A 21,801-nucleotide genomic window follows, 5' to 3' on the forward strand; every position below is an offset into this window, starting at 1 on the left:
ATTAGGGTATGAATGTGCAGTATGGCTACGAAATACTGTTAAATACAATGCATTACATCTAATATATTTTGAAGAGATTAAAAAAGTAAGTAGCTTTGAAAGTATCAATTAAAATTTAAGTGATGAAAAAATTAATAGCAATTTTGTTTATCGGGATGATGAGCCTTGGTCTTTATGCTCAAGAAAAAAAAGTAGCAAAGATTGAATTTAAGACTGAGATTATTGATTACGGTACAATCGAAAAGGGTGCTGATGGTGTTAGAGTTTTTGAATTTACAAATACTGGAAACGCTCCACTGATTATTTCTAATGTTAAATCAACTTGTGGCTGCACGGTACCTAAAAAACCAAAAGGCCCAATTATGCCAGGAGAATCTGGTGAGATTGAAGTAAAGTATGACACTAACAGAGTGAATCCTATTAGAAAGACTATTACTGTAATATCAAACGCAGAAAGACCTACAGTTGCACTTAAGATTAAAGGACTTGTTGTAGATCCTAGTAAAACGAGTGTATTAGAGAAGAAAAGTAAAAGTATGATTGAACAATAATCACACTATAGATTATGCATAAATGAGCACTCAATTTGAGGGCTCATTTTTTTTGAAAGCATCATCCAATTTAAATTTGAACAACATGCTTTCTCCATTCCGTTCTATACGCAAGCGTATCGTTTTTCCGGTTTTACCATGAAATATTTTATTAATCTCAGGCAATTTAAAATCATAAGCGTGTTTTCCATTGATATTTATAAGTATATCACCCACTCTTATGCCTGCCAAATAAGCGTTGGATGACTTACGTAATTCAACAATTTTATATGCAGGTTTTAACTTCATAATATAATTGATGGTAAAGTTAATTTGAACAGAACTCTTATTGTTGTCATCACCGTAGTTGTCATAGGACGGGATTCTTATTTCTTCTTTTACAAACATAGAACCGTTATGCTCTAATACAATACCACTATTATTATAAGTGAATGGATCTTTAAAATAACTATTCTTTTTTAGGTACAACGTTTCATTTTTATAATCAAAAAACAGGTTAAATCGTTTTAGAATATCACCTCCTAAACTACCACTTCTTTCCTTAAACATTTTAGTTTTATCTACCGAAATAGAATCAGGGAAAGCCACATTGACATAATCCATTTCAAAGTCGCTTATTTTAAAATTATCAACTTTTGATCGCTCTCCATAAATAGAACCGCTAAGTCCTTGACCCAAATAATCCTCAAATTTCATATCTGGCCTTGCAATTATACCACGTTCAGTGTCATCAAAAAGCCACAACGCGTCACTACTACCTGTATCTATTAATAGTTTTACATCGTGCCTTGTTTTGTTTAAAGTAACCTGCGTATCTACATAGGGTTTTTTAGCATATACTTTCATCGGTATTGCCTTCCATTTTTTTGATGTTTTTGGCTTAAATGCATTTATTGCATGAAGCCTTATATATTTTGCGCTATAATTAACCTCAACAACAAAGTCCTTAAATACATCGTAACCAATTATACCGTGCACCAGCACCCCAATTCTTGGCGTAAAATTAATGGCCTCATCATAAACAACATATAAATCTTGATTCTTACTTACTGCATTTCCAATTTTAAAGGTGTTTTCTGAAGATCTCAATGCTTTTAACTTCCCTTCAGCTCCTAAACCATGTAGGTAAAAGGTTTTAGCATTCTTTAGGTCTAATGAGTCTTTTTCAGAAAGATTAAAAAGAATAGGCTTGCTAACGCCTGTATCTAACACAAATGATAATTCAACCCCATTAACCTCTATAGGTATGATTATTAGGTTACTAATAAACTCAAAATTGATTTTCTTTCCAACCTCTCCATTCTGCACAAACTCGCCCTGCGCACTCAAAGATTCACAAATAAGCACGCAAAAACAGATTACAAAATGACAAATACAGCGTTTCAAAACAAACAGTAATATGTCAGAAGTTACAAATCTTTGAATGAGAACAATTTTTAAGGATATTTTTTTAAATAAACTTTAAGAATTTTAAGACCTTTGCACTATAAACAAGAGAAAATGCCAAAGATTTCGAATAAAGGTATAAATATGCCTCAATCTCCTATCAGGAAATTGGTGCCCTATGCAGAAGAAGCAAATAAAAAAGGTAAAGTAGTTTACTATTTAAATATTGGCCAGCCTGATATAAAAACACCAACCATTGCACTTGATGCAGTAAAGGTTCATTCCTTAGATATATTGGCTTATTCTAGATCTGAAGGGTCTGAAGATTACAGGAAAAAGATTGCCAATTATTACAAACGCAATAATATTGAAATATCCCATGAGGATCTAATCGTAACAACTGGAGGAAGTGAAGCTTTATTATTTGCATTTGGAAGCACCATGGATGAGAATGATGAAATCATAATACCAGAGCCTTTCTATGCCAATTATAACGGATTCTCTACAGTTTCTGGAATTAGAGTAGTACCTGTTATTTCTAAAATTGAAGATAATTTTGCTTTACCTCCTATTGAAGAATTTGAAAAGCTAATTACTCCAAAAACTAAGGCTATACTTATTTGTAATCCTGGAAACCCAACAGGTTATTTGTATTCTAAAGAAGAAATTAGAAAACTTGCCTCAATAGTCAAAAAGCACGATTTATTCTTAATCGCTGATGAAGTTTATCGCGAATTTGTTTATGACGGTATTGAACATTATTCTATCCTGCAGGAACCAGGTTTAGAGAATCACGCCATTGTAGTAGACTCCGTGTCAAAAAGATACAGTATGTGTGGCGCAAGAATTGGTTATTTGGTTTCAAAGAATAAGGAGGTCATCCAAACGGCATTGAAATTTGCTCAGGCAAGATTAAGCCCACCAACATTAGCACAAATTGCAAGTGAGGCAGCTTTAGATACTCCACAAAGCTATTTTGACGATGTAATAGAAGAATACGTAAAACGTCGTAATGTTTTAATTAGTGAGCTAGAAAAAATTGAAGGTGTAAAAGTTGCAAAACCAAATGGTGCCTTTTATTGTATTGCCGAGCTTCCTGTTAAAAATGCTGATCATTTTGCAAAATGGTTATTAGAGTCTTTTGATTATGAAAATAATACGGTAATGGTGGCTCCTGCCGCAGGATTTTATTCTACCCCAGGTGTTGGTGAAAATCAAATTAGAATAGCTTATGTACTAAATGCGGATAGTTTGAGAATTGCTGTAAAGGTAATAGCTGAAGCCTTAAAAGTGTACAAAGATTAATGGAAGTAAAGCAAAATGTTTCCCTTAAACCGTTTAATACCTTTGGCATTGATGTTACTGCCAAATCCTATATTGACATAACCGATGTTAAACAATTATCGGTTTACCTCAAAGAAAACAGCTCTAAAGAATTATTCATTCTTGGAGGCGGAAGCAATATGCTTCTAACAAAAGACATCGAGGACCCTGTATTGCATATTAATATTAAAGGAATTGATATTGTTGAAGAAAATAAAAATTCCGTAAAGGTCAAAGCAATGGCTGGAGAAAATTGGCACGACTTTGTCCTTTGGAGCTTAAATAAGAACTTTGGCGGCATCGAAAATCTATCCCTTATACCGGGAAATATTGGTACTGCACCAATTCAAAATATTGGTGCCTATGGTGTTGAGTTAAAAGATGTTTTTGTTAGTTGCGAGGCAATTGAAATTAAAACGCAACGAATTAAGACTTTTACAAAGAAAGATTGCCAATTTGGCTATAGGGAATCTATTTTCAAACAAGATTTAAGAGGAAAATATATTATAACAAGTGTTACCCTTACGCTTACTAGAATAAATCATCGACTTAATTTAGATTATGGCGCCATTAAAAATCAGCTGGAGTTTATAGGAATTGTACAACCAACAATTCAAGATGTTTCAAAGGCCGTTATAAAGATTAGACAAAGTAAATTACCAGATCCTAGCAAAATTGGAAATAGCGGAAGTTTCTTTAAAAATCCTGTTATTTCTAAAGAAGCTTTTAACGAATTGAAGAATAATTTTAAGGATGTGCCATTCTACCAGATTTCAGAGAGCAAAGTTAAAGTCCCAGCTGGTTGGTTAATCGAGAAAGCAGGCTTTAAAGGAAAACGATTTGGAAATTACGGTGTTCACAAAAAGCAAGCCTTGGTTCTAGTCAATTATGGTGAAGCAAAAGGAAGTGACATTTACAATTTAGCAACGCTAATTAAAACAACTATTCAGCGTCTGTTTAATATAAAAATCGAAACTGAGGTTAATATTTTATAACACAAAAGCCACAACTAACCATGTGGCTTTTGGATTTAGAATAATTTTCTAATATGCTATTAACCAATTTTTTACGAAGAAAAAATTATTCTAAATTATTACAACATTTTTAACGTTAAAAACGTATTTAAGTATATTTACGCATATAACCGTAATTTGGATGTTTTAAATAGATATATAATATTTTGAGTATTACACCAATAGAACAAAAGATCATAGAATTGCTTCAAAATGAAGACAAACATGCAATTAATTTGTTGTATGAGCACTATTCTACAAGTTTGTATGGTGTTATCTTAAAAATTACGATAAACGAAGAAATAGCAGAAGATGCTTTGCAAGAAACATTCGTTAAGGTATGGAAAAACGCTAGAAAATACGATCCTAGAAAAGCCAAATTGTTTACATGGCTATTTAGAATTGCACGAAATACCGCAATAGATAAACTAAGAAGTTTCAACAATAGATATCAGAAGGAAGTCCAAATTGATACTTCAAACGTATATATCTTACCTTCAAGCAATTTAAACCAAGATGTCTTGGATATTAAAGAGCATGTTGGGCGCCTAGAAGAAAAGTACCAAATTGTTTTAGATGCTTTGTTTTTTCAAGGTATGACACAACAAGAGGCGAGTGACGAATTAGATATTCCGCTTGGCACTATTAAATCTAGATTAAAAATCGGATTGCGTGAGCTTAAAAAAGTTTACGACCCTTAAATGGTTTTAAAATGGAAAAAGAACTACAAATTTTTTTAAAGTCAGACCTACTCAATAAATATTTGGTAGGCGAGACAACTATAAAAGAAACCCAAGAAGTTGAGTATTTTATTTCCGAATATCCTGAAGTTGCTTCAGCTTATGATAAACTTCAGAAAAATTTAGAAATAATTGCTAAAGCTGGTGCTGTAGATGTTCCTAAACATATACTAAAAGATATTATGAATACACTTGAAGATGAAAATCCAACAAAGGTTATTCAATTAGTACAGCACAAAAGAACGTCATGGTATAGTATCGCAGCAAGCGCTGCAGCAGTTTTATTTGCGGTTACTTCATTCTTTTTATATCAAAGAAATCAGAATTTATTAGATGAGAATAATGTTGTTATTGATGAGATTTTTGATCTAAGAAGTGATATTGCAAACAATAATGCAAAATTAGGTGAATTGTCAGATATGTTAATGAAATTAAATAATCCTGATGCTAAGAAGTATGTTATGACGGGTAATGAAAGAGCAAAGAATTTAAAAACTGTGGCATATATAAATCCCGTTGATAAAACCTCTATGATTGATGTAATTACATTACCTCAATTACCAGAGGAGCAGCATTATCAAATTTGGGCTGAGTTACAGGATAGAATGGTTAACTTAGGAATCTTGGATGAATCTGACCGCAAGTTGAAACAAATTCCATACATGGAAGATGCGTTGGCATTGAGTATCAAAATTGGTAAGAAAGGTGAAGAAACCAATGAAAATAACACCGAGGTTGCAGAAATTTCCCTGAAAGATAATTAATGGGTAAATACAATATATTAAAGGAGCGCGATGGCGCTCCTTTTTTGTTTTCTATATAGAACCAAACATTAATTTATTGTTTTATCTTTGCAATGAATTTAAGCATTGATATGAAATTATTACTTCTCACCTTAGGTTTGCTGGCACTCGCTGTAGCCGGCATTGCAATAAAAATTTGGGCTAAAAAAGACGGTAAATTTGCAGGAACTTGTGCGAGTCAGAATCCAATGCTGAATCAAGATGGAGATGCATGTGGCTTTTGCGGAAAAACACCAGACCAATTTAAAGACTGTAACGAACCACAACATATATAGTCCTTAATGAGCTTTTCTACTATGCTATTTGTAGCTTTTATTGCAATAGTTAGTATTCAAGTCATCTATTATTTATCCTTTCTATTTGCATTTGCAACTAAACCTGCAGAAAAGAGGCTAAAACAAAACCTTCCTGTTTCAATAATTGTTTGTGCCAAAAATGAAGCTAAAAACTTAAAGGAAAATCTTCCGGCTTTAATTAATCAAAAATACCCCAATTTTGAAATTGTATTGGTTAATGATAGTTCTTCCGACGATACCTTGGAAGTAATGAAGACTTTAAAAAATCAAAATGATAACATCTCCATTGTAGATGTAAAAGAAAATGAAGCTTTTTGGGGCAACAAAAAATATGCTCTTACCCTTGGTATTAAAGCTTCTAAAAACGATTTTTTAATTTTTACGGATGCAGATTGCCTGCCGGTTTCCGATATGTGGCTCGCCAATATCGCAGGTCACTTTTCGAATGCAAAATCAATTGTTCTTGGCTATGGTGCATACAGAAAAAAGCCATTATCTCTGTTAAATAAGCTTATTCGCTTTGAAACTTTAATGACTGCCCTACAATATTTCTCATATGCGATTTTAGGTTTGCCTTACATGGGTGTTGGCAGAAATATGGCTTACAGAAAAGAATTGTTTTTTAACAACTCAGGATTTAATAATCATATGCATGTAAAATCTGGCGATGATGATTTATTGATAAATGAAATGGCTACCAAAGAAAATACAGCTATTTGCTTCACTAAAGCAAGTTTTACTCTATCAGAACCAAAATCGAGCTTCAATAATTGGTTTTACCAAAAGCGAAGACATGTCAGCACCGCTAGACTATACAAAGTAAAACACAAGGCCTTACTAGGTTTATTTTACATTAGCCAACTGGCCTTTTGGATTTTAGCGTTATTCTGTTTTTTAATTATGGATAATTGGCAATTGGTACTAATCCTTTTTTGTCTACGGTTATTTGTGCAATATGCTTCTGTAGGTATATCTTCAAACAAATTATTGGAAAAAGACCTTATTCTACTTATTCCTATTCTAGATTTATTTCTAGTTATCACCCAATTATTTATCTTTATTACTAATCTAATATCTAAACCTAAGCATTGGAAATAAAAGAGGCGATTAGCAGGGCAAAAAAAAATGATCAAATTGCATTTAACTTTCTTCTAGACTCCTTTTGGAACGACGTTTATGCATTTCAATTAAAACGCACAAAAAATGAAAATGATGCAGAAGATATCACCATACAATCCTTTTCCAAAGCCTTTGACAAAATAAATACCTACAACGAAAAGTATAACTTCAAGACCTGGTTAATAACCATTTCTAAGAATATTCATATTGATCTAGTTAGATCCCAGAAAAGGTCTTTGCGCAATACATCCAAGGACAACGAGGATAATTATATAGATATTATTGACGATTCACCATCTCCAGAAGACAAAATAATAACTGAACAGAACTTAACAAACCTTTTGCGCGATATAAAAAAATTAAAACCACATTATCAGGAAGTAATAAATCTCAGATACTTTCAGGAGTTAAGCTATAAAGAAATTTCAGAGGAATTAGATGAACCTATGAGCAACATAAAGGTAAAACTACTTAGAGCTAAGAAGCTACTTGCTGAAATAATAACTAAAAATTAGTGTTTGAGGGACTTAAAAAACTAGGGCCAGGCTTATTATTTGCAGGTGCGGCAATAGGCGTTTCACATCTTGTTCAATCTACAAGAGCTGGTGCAGACTTTGGGCTAGGTTTATTATGGGCACTACTATTAGTTAACCTCTTTAAATATCCTTTCTTCCAATATGGGCCAAGGTATGCGGCGGCTACAGGCGAAAATCTTTTACATGGCTATTACAAATTAGGAAAAGGAATTTTGGTAATTTATTTTATCCTTAATCTAGCAACAATGTTTACAATACAAACTGCCGTTACTATTGTTACCGCAGGCCTAGCTCATTCATTATTTGGCGACATTAACCTTTTAGGAGATGGCCATTGGGGAGTCACAAGTCTTCAAATATGGACGTTAATTGTATTGCTTGTTTGCCTTTTTATTTTATTCTTGGGGCGATATAAAACATTGGATAAACTCATAAAATTTATCATTCTAATTCTTACGATAAGTACACTTATCGCTGTAACATTCGCTTTTTTAGATACAAATAAGACTATCGCTTTTACACAGATTTTACCAAAAAATACTACAGAAATAGCTTTTTTAATAGCATTTATGGGTTGGATGCCAGCACCCTTAGATATTTCGGTATGGCACTCCATATGGGCTGTAGAAAAAAAGAAAAACGAACAGGCCTTCTCTCCCAAAACAGCCTTATTGGATTTCAACATTGGTTATATTGGTACGATTTTTCTAGGGATCTCATTTTTAACATTGGGCTATTTGGTTATGAACGGTTCTGGTGAAACATTTAGCAATCAGGCTACTGCATTCTCAAATCAGCTTATCGAACTATATACAACAGCATTGGGTAAGTGGTCCTTTGCCATAATTGGAATTGCTGCACTAACCACTATGTTCAGTACGACACTAACAACACTAGATGCATCTCCAAGAGCCATGACCTCGAGTATTGAACTACTGCTAAATAAAACCTTCAAAAAAGGATATCTTTTTTGGATTCTCATGCTAACACTAGGTACCTTATTTATCTTTTTTATGTTTGCCTCTGAAATGGGTTTGTTAATCAAGATTGCAACCATTTTGTCCTTTATAACTGCGCCCTTCTACGCGATAATAAATCTAAAACTAATTACCAGTAAACACACTCCGAAAAAATGGCGTCCAACAAAAATGTTACAAATATTATCATGGCTTGGTGTAAGTTTTCTAATAGGCTTCAGTGTTTGGTACCTAACAACACTTTAAGAGTTTTTTAATTTATTACTTCGTATCTTTGTTCATTGAAATTGAAAATGCATGGAAACGAAAATTGCTTCAAATATTTTACCAGAACGCAAGCCTAAATGGTTAAGGGTAAAACTTCCTACGGGGAAAAAATACACAGAATTAAGAGGGCTCGTAGATAAATACAAATTAAACACTATTTGCACCTCAGGAAGCTGTCCAAATATGGGCGAATGCTGGGGAGAAGGTACAGCAACATTCATGATATTGGGGAACATATGTACCCGCTCCTGTGGTTTTTGTGGTGTTAAGACAGGACGTCCTGAGGCTGTCGACTGGGATGAACCGGAAAAAGTTGCACGATCTATCAAAATAATGCAAATCAAACATGCTGTATTAACAAGTGTAGACAGAGATGATTTAAAGGATATGGGTAGCATTATGTGGGCCGAGACCGTTAAGGCAGTACGACGAATGAATCCGAATACTACCCTAGAAACACTAATACCAGACTTTCAAGGTGTTGAACGTCATATAGATAGGATAATTGAAGTAGCTCCAGAGGTAGTGTCGCACAATATCGAAACTGTTAGAAGACTTACACGTGAGGTACGTATACAGGCTAAATATGACCAGAGTATGGGCGTTTTAAAATATTTGAAACAACAAGGCCAGCGAAGAACTAAATCGGGTATAATGCTTGGTTTAGGAGAAGCGCGCGAGGAAGTCATAGAAACATTGCATGATTTAAGAGATAACGACGTTGATGTCGTTACAATTGGGCAATATCTTCAACCAAGTAAAAAACATCTTCCTGTACAGCGATTTATTAACCCAGATGAATTTAAAGAATATGAGGAAATAGGCCTTAGTTTAGGCTTTCGACATGTTGAAAGCAGCGCGTTAGTGAGATCCTCTTATAAAGCGCAAAAGCATATAAATTAATGATTAGGGTAGCCATTAATGGATTTGGCAGAATTGGTAGACGTGTCTTTAGACTAGCATTACAAAATCCAGATATAAAGATTGTAGGTATTAACGATCTTGCAGACGCTAAAACCTTGAGTCATCTTTTAAAATACGATAGTATTCATGGCATTTTAAATGACGTTGTCGGTTTTGAGAAAAACCATGTAATTGTCAATGGCGTAAAAATTCCGCTATCAAATGCTCCTCATCCTTCAAAAATAAATTGGTCGGATATCAAACCAGACTTTGTAATTGAATCAACTGGAAAATTCAAAACAAAAAGTGACCTACAGCAACACATCAATAAGGGTGCTAAAAGAGTAATTCTTTCAGTGCCACCAATTGAGGATGATGTCAAAACTATTGTTTTAGGGGTTAATGATAACGAATTAAATGGTGGTGAAACAATAATTTCTAATGCTTCTTGCACAACCAACAATGCAGCGCCGATGATTGCTCTCATCAAAAAACACTTTGGAATTAAGCAAGCCTATATCACCACAATACACTCTTATACGACAGATCAAAGCTTGCATGACCAGCCACATCGTGATTTAAGAAGAGCTAGAGCAGCCGGGCAATCAATTGTACCAACAACAACAGGTGCTGCAAAGGCACTAACAAAAATATTTCCAGATTTATCAAATGTAATTGGCGGTTGTGGTATTAGAGTCCCGGTGGCAAACGGATCATTGACCGATATTACTATAAACGTTAAAAAACAGACAACTATTGATGAAGTAAACCAAATCTTCAAATCTGCTTCTAAAGAAGAACTCAAAGGCATTTTACAATATACTGAAGACCCCATTGTTTCCGTTGATATTATTGGCAATACACATTCGTGCACTTTCGATGCTCAAATGACGTCAGTAATTGGAAAAATGGTAAAAATAGTAGGCTGGTACGATAATGAAACTGGCTATAGCTCAAGAATTTTAGATTTAATTTGCAATTTATCGAAGAAAACACCACTTTTGTCGAATAAATAATTATATTTGTTCAAACGAGAGAGCTGAAATGTCCCGAATCAAATATTACATATTTGTTTTTTTAGCGTGTTTTTGTGGCCTGATCCATGCGCAACTAGATGACGTTGAAGATGTGGATATGCTTGCATTAAGACTTCAAAACTACATTGATCAAGCTAAATTAGAAAGCGACAGAGGCGACTACTATAATGCCAAAGATAATCTAAACAAAGCACTTGACGTCGCTGAAAAAATAGACGATAAATCTAGTCAAGGAATTATACATACCAAGATCGCTAAAGTTCAGTTTTTGGTGAACGAATATGAACAGGCAAATCTATCCTTAAGCAAAGCTCTAAACATTCAGAGAGAAATTGACGATTACGGTAACAGAGCCGTTAGTTATAATATCAAGGGTGTTTTTTTAAGCGCAAAAGAAGATTATGAAACTGCACTCGATTATTTTAATTCTGCAAAAAACTTGTTTGAGCAAGAGGGACTTGAAGAGTATATCTCTGAAGTTACTCTGAATGAGGCAAAAGTCCACATTGCTCTTGAACAATATGAAGATGCCAAATCACTGCTTGAGCGCACCATCATTATTGCGAATAAGTATGAACAAAATCGCATATTAAGCAGCGCCTTAATTCAATCTGGAAGCGTTTCATCTGCACTAGGAAGCCACGACTTGGCATTGACCCAAGTTAATGAAGGCTTAGAACTTGCCAGAGTAAATAATATTAAAGACAATGTTAATGCTGCTTATAAAACCTTAAGTGAAATATATAATAACGATGGTGACTATAAAAACTCTCTAGTCTATTTTAAAAGGCATATCCATCTTTCTGACTCGCTTATGAATATTAAAAGAGAGAATCTAGCGTCGGGTATACCAGGTCAATATCTAAGTGATTATAAAAATGCAGAAAACGAGCAGTTAAAAGCTCAAATTGAGGAGGTGAAATCAGAAAGTGATTTTACAAGAATAACTACTATACTAAGTATTGCATTAATTACAATTCTTTCTCTATTAACCCTTTCGTTATATAAAAACAATAACATCAGATTAAAAACCAACAATATGCTTCATAAGAAAAATGATGAGCTTATTGTTGCAAAAGAAAAGGCTGAACTTGCCTCTAAGACCAAAGCAAACTTCTTATCTACAGTAACACATGAGCTGAGAACACCTCTATACGCAGTTACGGGATTAACCACTATGCTTTTAGACGAAGACCCAAAAGAACATCAAATACCACATTTAAAGTCTTTGAAGTTTTCAGGGGATTATTTGCTAACGTTTATTAACGATATACTTCAAATAAATAAAATTGAAGCAAACAAGGTTGAATTAGATCCAGAAGAATTCAATCTTAAAACTAAAATTGAAAATGTAATGTCTGCACTAAGTAATTCCGCTAAGGATAACGGTACAAAATTACATTTTGAATATGAAGATGGTTTGCCAGAAACCTACATTGGCGACCAACTTAAAATTTCCCAAATCCTAATTAACCTACTTGGAAATGCCATTAAATTCACAAAAGATGGAGACATCTGGATTAGAACGTACAAGATAGACCAAAAAGATAAGCTCTGTACGTTACGATTCGAGGTTGAAGATAATGGTATTGGTATTACAAAAGAAAAACAAGACCAAATGTTTGAGAGTTTTTCTCAAGGTTCTGTTCAAATAAACAGAAAATATGGCGGTACCGGACTTGGTTTATCTATTGTAAAAGGTCTTATTCAGATTCTAAAAGGTAAAATCTACTTAAAGAGCGAACTTGGAAAAGGTACAACGTTCTTTTTCGAAATTCCCTTGGAGATCATTGAAACTACCAAAATTAAAAAAGTTGAAGACAACCAAAAACCAAGTAAAATGGAAGGCTTAGATTTAAGTGACGTGAAGATTCTTGTTGTGGAAGACAACAAAATCAACCAGATGATTACCAAAAAGATCCTTAACAAAATGGGCTTGCACTGTGATGTAGTAGATAATGGTGAGTCAGCTGTAGAACAAGTTAAGAAGGTTGATTATAAAGTGGTTCTTATGGACATACATATGCCAGGTATCAGTGGTCTTGAAGCCACCAAAATAATAAGGACTTTTGATAAGGAGCTTACCATATTTGCCCTTACAGCGGTTACACTAGAAGATAAAATGCATGAGTTCGGTGAGGCTGGGTTTAACGATATAATCTCAAAACCATTTAAACAAGAAGATTTTGAGAATAAATTGTACGATGTCTTAACAGGTAAAGAAGTTATATCAAGCTTCTTTTAAATACAAAGGCTTTTATGAGTGCATTAAATTCCTCTTCATTTTCAATTTTCGTCTCAATTGGCAAATAGTACAAATTATGTGAAAGACGTTTATTGGCCGATAGTCTTACAAAATCCTTTTCAGTTGTAATTAGCAACTCTTTTTTAGACAGCATTTCAATTTCTGAAACCCTAAAATTATGGTGATCAGGATATTCAATATGATCAAATTTCAGACCTTTCTGTACCAAATAATCTACTAACGGATCAGCGTTTGCAATTCCAGTAACCAAGGTAAATTTGGGTAAATCAGCAACATTTAAATTAGAGTTAAACCCTATTACTTCTTGTGCATAAGTAATAAAACTGAAAAACACCTTCTGATGTGATTTTAATTTAAGATTTTGCTTAATTACAGCCTTATCCGCTTCTGTTATATTACTCTTACACTTTGTTACAAGAATAATATCTGCACGTTTTCTACCAGATTTCGGCTCCCTTAAATTCCCAGTTGGCAACACAAAGTCCAGGTAGTAAGGTTTGTCATATGCTGTAAGTAAAATATTTAGTCCCGCACTAACTTTTCTATGCTGGTAGGCATCATCCAACAAGATTACATTAGTTTGGTCTTTCAATTTTAATAACTGTTCTATTCCATTCTGTCTGTTTGAGTCAACAGCCACATGAATATTATCAAATTTTTTGTAAAACTGGTAAGGTTCGTCTCCAATAGTTTGAACAGTAGCGTCCTTATTTGCCAAAACAAATCCATCAGTATTGCGCTTATAACCTCTGCTTAAGGTTGCGACCCTGTTGTTATTCTGTAAGAGCCTAATTAAATATTCTATCAATGGTGTTTTCCCTGTACCACCAGTACTTAAATTCCCAACACAAATTAGAGGTGTTTCGTATGTCCTAGATTCAAATACATTGACATCATACAACCAGTTTCGTAACCAGGTAACGATAAAGTAAATAGGTGTAATTGGAAATAATATAATTCGGATGAATTTCATTGCTACTAAAATATGCTATTTTTGATACAAATAACCATTTATGACAATACAAGACGTAATTGACTGCCTACAAGATTTAGCACCATTAAACTATGCAGAAGATTTTGATAATGTTGGTTTATTGGTTGGTGATAATAACAAAAACGTCACTGGTATTTTAGTAACCTTAGATACCATTGAGGCTGTAATCGATGAAGCCATTGAAAACAGTTGTAATCTCATAGTTAGTTTTCACCCTATCATTTTCAAGGGATTAAAAAAACTTACAGGAAAAACCTATGTAGAACGTGTAGCTATAAAAGCCATACAGAACGATATTGCTATATTTTCTATTCATACAGCTCTGGATAATGCTTACATGGGCGTTAATGCTATAATTTGCGATAAACTCAACCTAAAAAACAAGAAAATACTATTACCTCAGCCTGGTGTTATTAAGAAACTTCAAACTTATGTGCCGAAAGAACATGCAATTGCACTAAGAACCGCTCTTTTTGATGCAGGTGCAGGAAGTTTGGGCAACTATGAGTCGTGTAGTTTTAATGTTGAAGGCAAAGGTACATATATGGGAAACCAAAATTCTAATCCATCACATGGTCAAAAAGGACAATTACATACCGAAAATGAAATTGCAGTTTCAGTAGTATTTAAAAAACACCTTCAGTCTAAGGTATTAAAGGCACTGTTTGAGACTCATCCTTATGAGGAGGTCGCTTACGAAATCATGGTTTTGGATAATACCGACGCTTACACAGGTATGGGAATGATTGGCGAATTAAATGATCCTATGGACGAAAAAGAATGTTTAAATTGGATTAAATCTACATTTAATTCAGGCTGTATTAAACATTCAAAGTTACGGTCAAAACCAATTAAAAAAATTGCTGTTTTAGGCGGTTCAGGTAGTTTTGCGATTGATGCGGCAAAAACCAATGGTGCAGACTTATTTGTTACTGCAGACTTAAAGTACCATGACTTCTTCACTGCAGAAAATGATATCGTCTTGGCCGACATTGGACATTCCGAAAGTGAACAATTCACAAAATCGTTTTTAGTAGACTATCTCTCGAAAAAAATTACTAGTTTTGCAATCATTTTATCAAAGACAAATACAAATCCGGTTAAGTATTTATAATTATGGCAAAAAAAGCTGAAGTTTCTGTCGAAGAACGATTAAGAGCACTGTATGATTTACAATTAATAGACTCTAGAGTAGACGAAATAAGAAATGTCAGAGGTGAGCTCCCCTTAGAAGTAAGAGATTTAGAAGATGAGGTTGAAGGTCTTACAAAACGATTGGAAAAGTTAAATGACAATCTTGCGGTTATAGATGATGAGATAAAAGGCAAAAAGAATCTTATTGAAGAAGCAAAGGCGCTAATAAAAAAATATAGCGAGCAACAAAAAAACGTCAGAAATAATAGAGAGTACAATTCTTTAACAAAAGAAGTTGAATATCAAGAACTTGAAATTCAACTCGCAGAAAAGCACATTAAAGAATTCAAAGCACAAATAGAGCAGAAAAAAGAAGTCATTTCTGAGACTAAAGACAAATTAAAGGATCGCACAGCACACCTTAAACACAAAAAAGGTGAACTTAACGAGATTTTGAAAGAAACCGAAAAAGAAGAAGAAGCGTTGTTGGCTAAGTCAGCTGATTTTCAAAAGAAAATAGATGAGCGCCTTGTGAATGCTTACCTCAGAATAAGAAATAATGTAAAAAATGGATTAGCAGTAGTACCGATTGAAAGAGGTGCATCTGGAGGGTCGTTTTTTACAATACCACCACAAGTACAAGTTGAAATTGCATCACGTAAAAAAGTGATAACAGATGAACACAGTGGTCGTATTTTAGTTGATGCACAGTTGGCTGAAGAAGAAAAAGAAAAAATGGAAAAATTATTTGCTAAACTGAGCAAATAATTAATTATCAAAGTATTTATAAAGCCTTTGCTCTATGCAGAGGCTTTTTTATTTAATATAATTTTAAAACTATTCACCCTAAGGAATGGTAAATTTGTTTCCAGATATAATTAAAGAGAGAGAGATGAAGAAAATATTTTTTGTGCTGAGCATTGCTTTTTGTTTTAATTGTCATAACCAAGCACAAATAAATCCAAAACAGCAAGCAGTAATTAATGCAGATCCTGTAGAAGTTCCTTTAACAAATGGGAAAGCAAAAGCATATTTTGCTAGTGGATGCTTTTGGTGTGTTGAAGCAATATATGAGAGTGTTAAAGGCGTAGACGAAGCAATAAGCGGCTATTCTGGTGGCTTCACCGAAAATCCCACATACGAATTAAGCAATACTGGCCGTACAGGACACGCAGAAGCAGTAGAAGTAATCTACGATCCAAATGTAGTTAGTTATGACACGTTAGTAGATGTTTACTTTGGTTCGCAAAACCCAACTCAAGTACTTGGACAAGGTCCTGACACAGGATCACAATACCGATCGATTATATTTTATCAAAATGACGAGCAAAAGAAAATAATTGAACAAAAAAAAGAAGCTCTTGCCAAAAAATTAGACGCCAAAATAGCTGCTGAGGTCTACCCTTTTCAAAAGTTTTGGGTAGCGGAGGCATATCATCAGGACTTTGAAAAACGCAATCCAAATCAGCGCTATGTCAGAGCAGTATCCATCCCTAGATTAAATAAATTCAAAGCAAAATTCCCTGAGCTTTTAAAAGAAAGCTCCAAACACTAAAATAAAAAGCCTGTTTCTAGAACAGGCTTTATTTTTTAATAGCTTTTAACTCAAATAGCATAGGGAACAAAGGTTCTTTCAAGCCATACATCCCACTATCCTTCTTTATTAAATCAGGAAAAACATCATATGGGCTTTCATCGTATTCATTTAGAAATTCTATTTCCAATCCCGCTTCAATTAATGCGTTTACCACATCACCCAAACCATGATTCCAACCATATTCCTTACTGATAATACTTGAGGATTTGTCCGCATAAGTTCCTTTATATTCCTCATAAATTACAGCCTCCTGGTTGTAATGGTATTTCATTATTGGTTTTCCTTCTATATAATCAAACATCCAGAGTATAGGATGAAACTCAATTAAATAGAATATTCCTCCAGGACTAAGACGTTCTGCTATCATCTTTCCCCATGGTTTTAAGTCAGGTAGCCAACCAATGACGCCGTAACTTGTAAAAACAATATCAAAGGTTTCATAAACATGTTTAGAGACATCCAAAACATTGCAACAGATAAATCTTGCATTTAAGTTAAGCTCTTCATTCAATTGTCTTGCCAATTTTATGCCTTCATCACTCAAATCAATCCCAACACAATTTGCCCCTAATCTACTCCAGCTTAAAGTATCCTGTCCAAAATGACACTGCAAATGCAACAGTGATTTTCCTTCAACACTACCAAGCGCCTGCAATTCGTATGGCATTAATGAAGATTTACCTGACTTAAAAGCTTCCATATTATACATCTCACTTTGTGCATGTACGGCTACCTTTTTATTCCAAGTTTCTTTATTAACATTAAAATAACTGTTAAGCTCTTCCATTCTACTTAATTTTGCCTCTAATTTATAATAAGTTTTAAAATGAGATATATTTCTATTCTGCTAGTTTGCCTCACATTACTAGTTTCATGCAAGTCAAATAAAGAAAATCAATCAACATCCGAAAACCCTGACGAGCTAACTGTTGCGCAAAAAATTGCAAATGCACATGGTATTGATAATTGGGATAGAGTTTCTGAAATTAAATTTACATTTAAAGTAGATAGGGATTCAATAAAAGGTCAAGGCAGATCCTGGGTTTGGAAACCAAAGCACAATGAAGTTACAATGACCGTTGGAGATGCTGTTGTGAACTACAAACGGCATGAAATGGATAGCACTCATATAAGTACCGATAGAGCATTTATAAACGACAAATTCTGGTTATTAGTACCATTTCAATTGGTCTGGGATGAAACTGCTATAATTTCAGAGTCAGTTAAAAAAGAATCACCTATTAAGAAGGAACTGCTAGATATGATTACAATAACATATCCAAATGAAGGAGGATATACCCCAGGTGATGCTTACGATATTTTCTATGATGAAAACTATTTAATAAAAGAATGGATTTTTAGAAAAGGTAATTCTGAAACACCTTCATTAACAACAACTTTTGAAAATTACCAAGACTTTAATGGAATAAAGATTGCCAAAGACCACAAACAAGAAGGTGGCATGTGGAATATTAACTTTGCAGACTTAACCATAACCTTAGAATGATAAACGCCTAAACTTTTGGCATAAATTTTGCCCAACAAATTGTATGATTAACAATTAAGTTTCGACCGATGTTATAATTACATTTCCCGCCTTAGTGCGTCTATATATTTCCACCAGCGCTTTGAAAAAAGCGCTTTTTTTATCCTTTAAACTCATGTTTAACGTGAGCACCATCACAATATGGTTTATTATGAGAAGCACCACACCTACAAAATGCTGTTGTCCGGTTCTTGGTTTCTTTTGAGCCGTCTCTGTGGGTTACATTTAAAGTCCCATAAACTAGTAGTGGCCCATTTTCTAAAACCTCCACTTGGGTTTCGAGTGTTTGTGATGATTTATCAGTCTTATCATTCATGTAAAAGCTCAATGCGCCGGAGGGACACTGTTTTACAGTTTTTACCAATTCAACTGTATTGGCTGCATCAATTTTTATCCAAGGTCTTTCCTTAGGCCGAAAAACATCAGGTAGACCCTTAACGCACATCGCAGAATGAATACATTTATTAGCTTCCCAAACTATGGTTACTTCACCATTGGAGTATTCTTTTTTGTTTGACATTTCTTTACGATTTCTTTAAAGATAATGAATTTTTCAGAGCCAAAAATTGCTTTACTGCCTCATCTTTAATTCTTATTTTTGTTATCAATCGATAAATATTCAGAATTGACTAGCTATAAGACAGGTTTAAATTTTGCTCTAGAATTAGATAAAACTGATGAACTTTCACATTTTAGAAGTCAATTCCACATCCCAAAACATAAAAATGGTGAAGACTGCATTTACCTTTGCGGTAACTCACTAGGCTTGCAGCCTAAGATTACGCAGTCATACATTAATCAAGAACTAAAGGACTGGGCAGAACTGGGTGTAGAAGGCCACGTTCATGGTGAAAATCCTTGGTTATCCTACCATGAGTTACTTACTGATACCATGGCAGAAATTGTTGGTGCAAAACCAATTGAAGTTGTAGTTATGAATACATTGACTACAAATCTTCATCTGATGATGGTGTCCTTCTACAGACCTACAAATAAACGCTATAAAATACTTATTGAAGGTGACGCTTTCCCATCAGATAAATATGCTGTTGAATCACAATTGCGACACCACGGAATTGATGAGAAAGAAGGATTAATTTTGTGGAAGTCACGTGAAGGGGAAGAACTTCTGCGGTATGAAGATCTTGAATCCATATTAAAAGAGTATGGCGATGAGATTGCCTTAGTTATGATAGGAGGTGTTAACTATTATACCGGCCAATTTTTTGATTTAAAGCGAATAACCGAGTTAGGCCATAAATATGGCTGTTTTGTCGGTTTCGATTGTGCTCATGGCGCTGGGAATGTTAAATTAAATCTTCATAATTCTGGTGCAGACTTTGCCATTTGGTGTAGCTATAAGTATCTTAATTCAGGACCTGGTAGTTTAAGCGGAGTTTTTGTACACGAAAGACATGCTTATGATAAAAATTTAAATCGATTTACAGGATGGTGGAGTCACAATAAAGAGACTAGATTTAAAATGCGTGACGATTTTGATATGCTTCCAGGAGCAGAAGGCTGGCAATTAAGCAATCCTCCTATTTTATCCATGGCAGCAATAAAAGCTTCACTTGATGTTTTTAAAAAGGCAGGTATGGATAATTTGATCTCTAAATCCAAAAAGCTAACCACATATTTTGAATTTTTATTGAATGAATTAAATCACAAAAGCATAAAAATCATAACACCTATAAACAACAACGAACGCGGATGTCAACTATCAATTCAAGTTAAAAATGCCGATAAAAGTTTACATCATAAGTTAACAGATGTGGGTATAATCTGTGACTGGAGAGAACCTGACGTAATTCGCTGTGCTCCAGTACCACTTTACAATTCGTTTGAGGACGTTTTTAACATGGTAGAAAAATTGAAATTAATCTTAAATGGAAAATAATCAACAACAGATATTAATCATTGGCGCAGGCCTATGTGGAAGTTTACTGGCATTGCGCATGGGTCAACGAGGCTACAATGTTACGGTATACGAAAAACGTCCGGATTTGCGTAAAACAGACATATCAGCCGGTCGTTCAATTAACTTAGCCTTCTCAGACAGAGGCAACAAAGGAATAAAATTAGTTGGCTTGGAGAAAAAAGTCAAAGCGTTGTGCATACCAATGAATGGTCGCATGTTACACGATAAAGACGGTAATTCATTTCTCTCCAACTATAGTGGCCGAGCACATGAATATATAAATTCTATTTCTCGGGGTGGATTAAATGCATTACTACTAGATGAAGCAGAAGAGCATCCAAATGTTACGATTCATTTTAATACGGAATGTAAATCTGTAGATTTTGAAAATACCACTGCACTGTTTAAAAACCTTATAACAAACAAAGAATTTGCAGAGGAAGCAGATTGTATCATTGCAACAGATGGCGCTGGATCCGCTCTAAGAAAGAGTTATTACCTTGGCAATAAATTCTTATTTAGTTTTTCGCAAGAGTATTTAACCCATGGCTATAAAGAATTATCTATTCTACCAAATGAAGATGGTGGATACAAAACATATAAAAACGCCCTACATATTTGGCCAAGAGGTGAATTTATGGTTATTGCGCTTCCAAACTTAGATGGTAGTTTTACCGTCACATTGTTTTTAAGTTATGATGAAGGCGAATACAATTTCAATAACCTTACCACCCCAGAAAGGGTCACCGATTTTTTCAAAAATGAATTCCCAGATGCCCTAGAGCTTATGCCAAATTTAGTTGATGACTTTTTTGAAAATCCAACAGCACCTTTGGGAACTGTGAAATGTTCGCCGTGGCATTACAAAGGCAACACTTTGTTGATGGGAGATTCTGCACACGCAATAGTCCCATTTTATGGCCAGGGGATGAATGCATCTTTTGAAGATGTAGTAGAATTTGATAAAATATTGGAGAAACATAAAGGTGACTGGGAAAAAGTCTTTTCTCAGTTTAGTAAAACCAGAAAAAAAGATACCGACGCTATTGCAGATTTAGCAATTGATAATTTTCATGAAATGAAAAATCATGTTGCTAATCCGCTATTTCAGCAAAAAAGAAAAATTGAAATGGCACTAGAAAATCATTTCCCAAATACTTATTTTTCAAAATATAGCATGGTTACCTTCAATGAGGAAATAGGTTATAGAGAAGCAATGATACTCGGTAGAGCTCAAGACAAAGCAATTTTAAATATGTTAGTAGATAGAGATATAACAACACCATATGATCCGTCAAATATTGATATGCTACATCAAATATTAGAGAAAATTCAACACGAAACCGAAGCAGTTTTAAAAGATGATAAAATTGCTGGATTAGAAAAATAAGT

General features: G+C 34.1%; 22 protein-coding genes. 18 read left to right on the forward strand and 4 right to left on the reverse strand.

Translation table 11 applies throughout. The features are described 5' to 3' along the window. The first annotated feature begins 122 nt into the window (after window positions 1–122). A complete protein-coding gene (locus tag LBU54_RS10450) occupies window positions 123–551 on the forward strand; it encodes a DUF1573 domain-containing protein (RefSeq protein ID WP_224529125.1) in 429 nt (142 codons plus the stop codon). 30 nt (window positions 552–581) lie between these two features. Here LBU54_RS10450 and LBU54_RS10455 read toward each other — a convergent pair whose 3' ends face one another. Continuing rightward, on the reverse strand, window positions 582–1,880 hold the full coding sequence (locus LBU54_RS10455; protein ID WP_224529128.1) for a retropepsin-like aspartic protease: 1,299 nt from the start codon (window positions 1,878–1,880) through the stop codon (window positions 582–584). A gap of 171 nt (window positions 1,881–2,051) precedes the next feature. Between LBU54_RS10455 and LBU54_RS10460 the strand changes: the two genes are divergently transcribed. The 11 genes from LBU54_RS10460 to LBU54_RS10510 all read left to right on the forward strand — a co-directional run bounded on the left by LBU54_RS10460 (window position 2,052) and on the right by LBU54_RS10510 (window position 13,196). Continuing rightward, the gene (locus LBU54_RS10460) at window positions 2,052–3,242 is read left to right on the forward strand and encodes a pyridoxal phosphate-dependent aminotransferase (RefSeq protein WP_224529131.1); all 1,191 of its coding nucleotides are present in this window, start codon (window positions 2,052–2,054) and stop codon (window positions 3,240–3,242) included. Then, window positions 3,242–4,255 carry a UDP-N-acetylmuramate dehydrogenase gene (murB, locus tag LBU54_RS10465; protein ID WP_224529135.1) on the forward strand — a complete coding sequence of 338 codons (1,014 nt, stop codon included), beginning with the start codon at window positions 3,242–3,244 and terminating at the stop codon, window positions 4,253–4,255. The genes LBU54_RS10460 and murB overlap by 1 nt, the downstream gene beginning before the upstream one ends. Before the next feature lie 185 nt (window positions 4,256–4,440). Then, the gene (locus LBU54_RS10470) at window positions 4,441–4,974 is read left to right on the forward strand and encodes an RNA polymerase sigma factor (RefSeq protein WP_224529137.1); all 534 of its coding nucleotides are present in this window, start codon (window positions 4,441–4,443) and stop codon (window positions 4,972–4,974) included. An 11-nt stretch (window positions 4,975–4,985) separates the two neighbouring features. Continuing rightward, window positions 4,986–5,777 (forward strand): anti-sigma factor, encoded by a 792-nt coding sequence (locus LBU54_RS10475; protein ID WP_224529141.1) that lies wholly within the window; start codon window positions 4,986–4,988, stop codon window positions 5,775–5,777. Window positions 5,778–5,887: 110 nt separating this feature from the next. Continuing rightward, complete coding sequence (locus LBU54_RS10480; RefSeq protein ID WP_224529143.1) at window positions 5,888–6,091, forward strand: membrane or secreted protein; 204 nt, start codon at window positions 5,888–5,890, stop codon at window positions 6,089–6,091. A 6-nt stretch (window positions 6,092–6,097) separates the two neighbouring features. Continuing rightward, complete coding sequence (locus tag LBU54_RS10485) at window positions 6,098–7,210, forward strand: glycosyltransferase (RefSeq protein ID WP_224529145.1); 1,113 nt, start codon at window positions 6,098–6,100, stop codon at window positions 7,208–7,210. Then, entirely contained in the window at window positions 7,201–7,746 is a 546-nt protein-coding gene (locus LBU54_RS10490) for an RNA polymerase sigma factor (RefSeq protein WP_224529147.1), read from the forward strand. Before LBU54_RS10485 ends, LBU54_RS10490 begins: the two co-directional genes overlap by 10 nt. Further along, entirely contained in the window at window positions 7,746–8,990 is a 1,245-nt protein-coding gene (locus LBU54_RS10495) for an NRAMP family divalent metal transporter (RefSeq protein WP_224529150.1), read from the forward strand. The genes LBU54_RS10490 and LBU54_RS10495 overlap by 1 nt, the downstream gene beginning before the upstream one ends. Window positions 8,991–9,041: 51 nt before the next feature. Further along, window positions 9,042–9,914 (forward strand): lipoyl synthase, encoded by an 873-nt coding sequence (gene lipA / locus LBU54_RS10500; RefSeq protein ID WP_224529151.1) that lies wholly within the window; start codon window positions 9,042–9,044, stop codon window positions 9,912–9,914. Next, window positions 9,914–10,930 carry a type I glyceraldehyde-3-phosphate dehydrogenase gene (gene gap, locus LBU54_RS10505; protein ID WP_224529154.1) on the forward strand — a complete coding sequence of 339 codons (1,017 nt, stop codon included), beginning with the start codon at window positions 9,914–9,916 and terminating at the stop codon, window positions 10,928–10,930. The genes lipA and gap overlap by 1 nt, the downstream gene beginning before the upstream one ends. Window positions 10,931–10,958: 28 nt before the next feature. Continuing rightward, window positions 10,959–13,196 (forward strand): ATP-binding protein, encoded by a 2,238-nt coding sequence (locus LBU54_RS10510; protein ID WP_224529157.1) that lies wholly within the window; start codon window positions 10,959–10,961, stop codon window positions 13,194–13,196. Here the strand turns inward: LBU54_RS10510 and lpxK are convergent. Continuing rightward, a complete protein-coding gene (lpxK, locus tag LBU54_RS10515) occupies window positions 13,177–14,190 on the reverse strand; it encodes a tetraacyldisaccharide 4'-kinase (RefSeq protein WP_224529161.1) in 1,014 nt (337 codons plus the stop codon). The two genes, LBU54_RS10510 and lpxK, sit on opposite strands and share 20 nt — an antisense overlap. Before the next feature lie 40 nt (window positions 14,191–14,230). Here lpxK and LBU54_RS10520 point away from each other — a divergent pair, with 40 nt between their 5' ends. The 3 genes from LBU54_RS10520 to msrA all read left to right on the forward strand — a co-directional run bounded on the left by LBU54_RS10520 (window position 14,231) and on the right by msrA (window position 16,900). Next, window positions 14,231–15,325: a Nif3-like dinuclear metal center hexameric protein gene (locus LBU54_RS10520; protein ID WP_224529164.1), complete on the forward strand. Its 1,095-nt coding sequence runs from the start codon at window positions 14,231–14,233 to the stop codon at window positions 15,323–15,325. Between the two features lie 2 nt (window positions 15,326–15,327). Next, complete coding sequence (locus tag LBU54_RS10525; RefSeq protein WP_224529166.1) at window positions 15,328–16,113, forward strand: zinc ribbon domain-containing protein; 786 nt, start codon at window positions 15,328–15,330, stop codon at window positions 16,111–16,113. A gap of 124 nt (window positions 16,114–16,237) precedes the next feature. Further along, on the forward strand, window positions 16,238–16,900 hold the full coding sequence (msrA, locus tag LBU54_RS10530; protein ID WP_224529170.1) for a peptide-methionine (S)-S-oxide reductase MsrA: 663 nt from the start codon (window positions 16,238–16,240) through the stop codon (window positions 16,898–16,900). 28 nt (window positions 16,901–16,928) lie between these two features. On the opposite strand, the gene LBU54_RS10535 is transcribed toward msrA, so the two are convergent. After that, window positions 16,929–17,729, reverse strand: coding sequence for a class I SAM-dependent methyltransferase (locus LBU54_RS10535; RefSeq protein ID WP_224529173.1), 801 nt, complete (start codon window positions 17,727–17,729; stop codon window positions 16,929–16,931). A gap of 39 nt (window positions 17,730–17,768) precedes the next feature. Between LBU54_RS10535 and LBU54_RS10540 the strand changes: the two genes are divergently transcribed. Beyond that, complete coding sequence (locus LBU54_RS10540; protein WP_224529176.1) at window positions 17,769–18,449, forward strand: hypothetical protein; 681 nt, start codon at window positions 17,769–17,771, stop codon at window positions 18,447–18,449. Between the two features lie 139 nt (window positions 18,450–18,588). On the opposite strand, the gene LBU54_RS10545 is transcribed toward LBU54_RS10540, so the two are convergent. Continuing rightward, window positions 18,589–19,008: a (4Fe-4S)-binding protein gene (locus LBU54_RS10545; RefSeq protein WP_224529181.1), complete on the reverse strand. Its 420-nt coding sequence runs from the start codon at window positions 19,006–19,008 to the stop codon at window positions 18,589–18,591. Window positions 19,009–19,113: 105 nt separating this feature from the next. Between LBU54_RS10545 and kynU the strand changes: the two genes are divergently transcribed. Beyond that, the gene (gene kynU, locus LBU54_RS10550) at window positions 19,114–20,388 is read left to right on the forward strand and encodes a kynureninase (protein ID WP_224529211.1); all 1,275 of its coding nucleotides are present in this window, start codon (window positions 19,114–19,116) and stop codon (window positions 20,386–20,388) included. Beyond that, the gene (locus tag LBU54_RS10555; protein ID WP_224529184.1) at window positions 20,378–21,799 is read left to right on the forward strand and encodes an FAD-dependent oxidoreductase; all 1,422 of its coding nucleotides are present in this window, start codon (window positions 20,378–20,380) and stop codon (window positions 21,797–21,799) included. The genes kynU and LBU54_RS10555 overlap by 11 nt, the downstream gene beginning before the upstream one ends. Window positions 21,800–21,801: the final 2 nt, after the last annotated feature.

This window comes from Winogradskyella alexanderae, assembly GCF_020166335.1.
In the GTDB taxonomy this organism is placed as follows: Bacteria; Bacteroidota; Bacteroidia; order Flavobacteriales; family Flavobacteriaceae; genus Winogradskyella; species Winogradskyella alexanderae.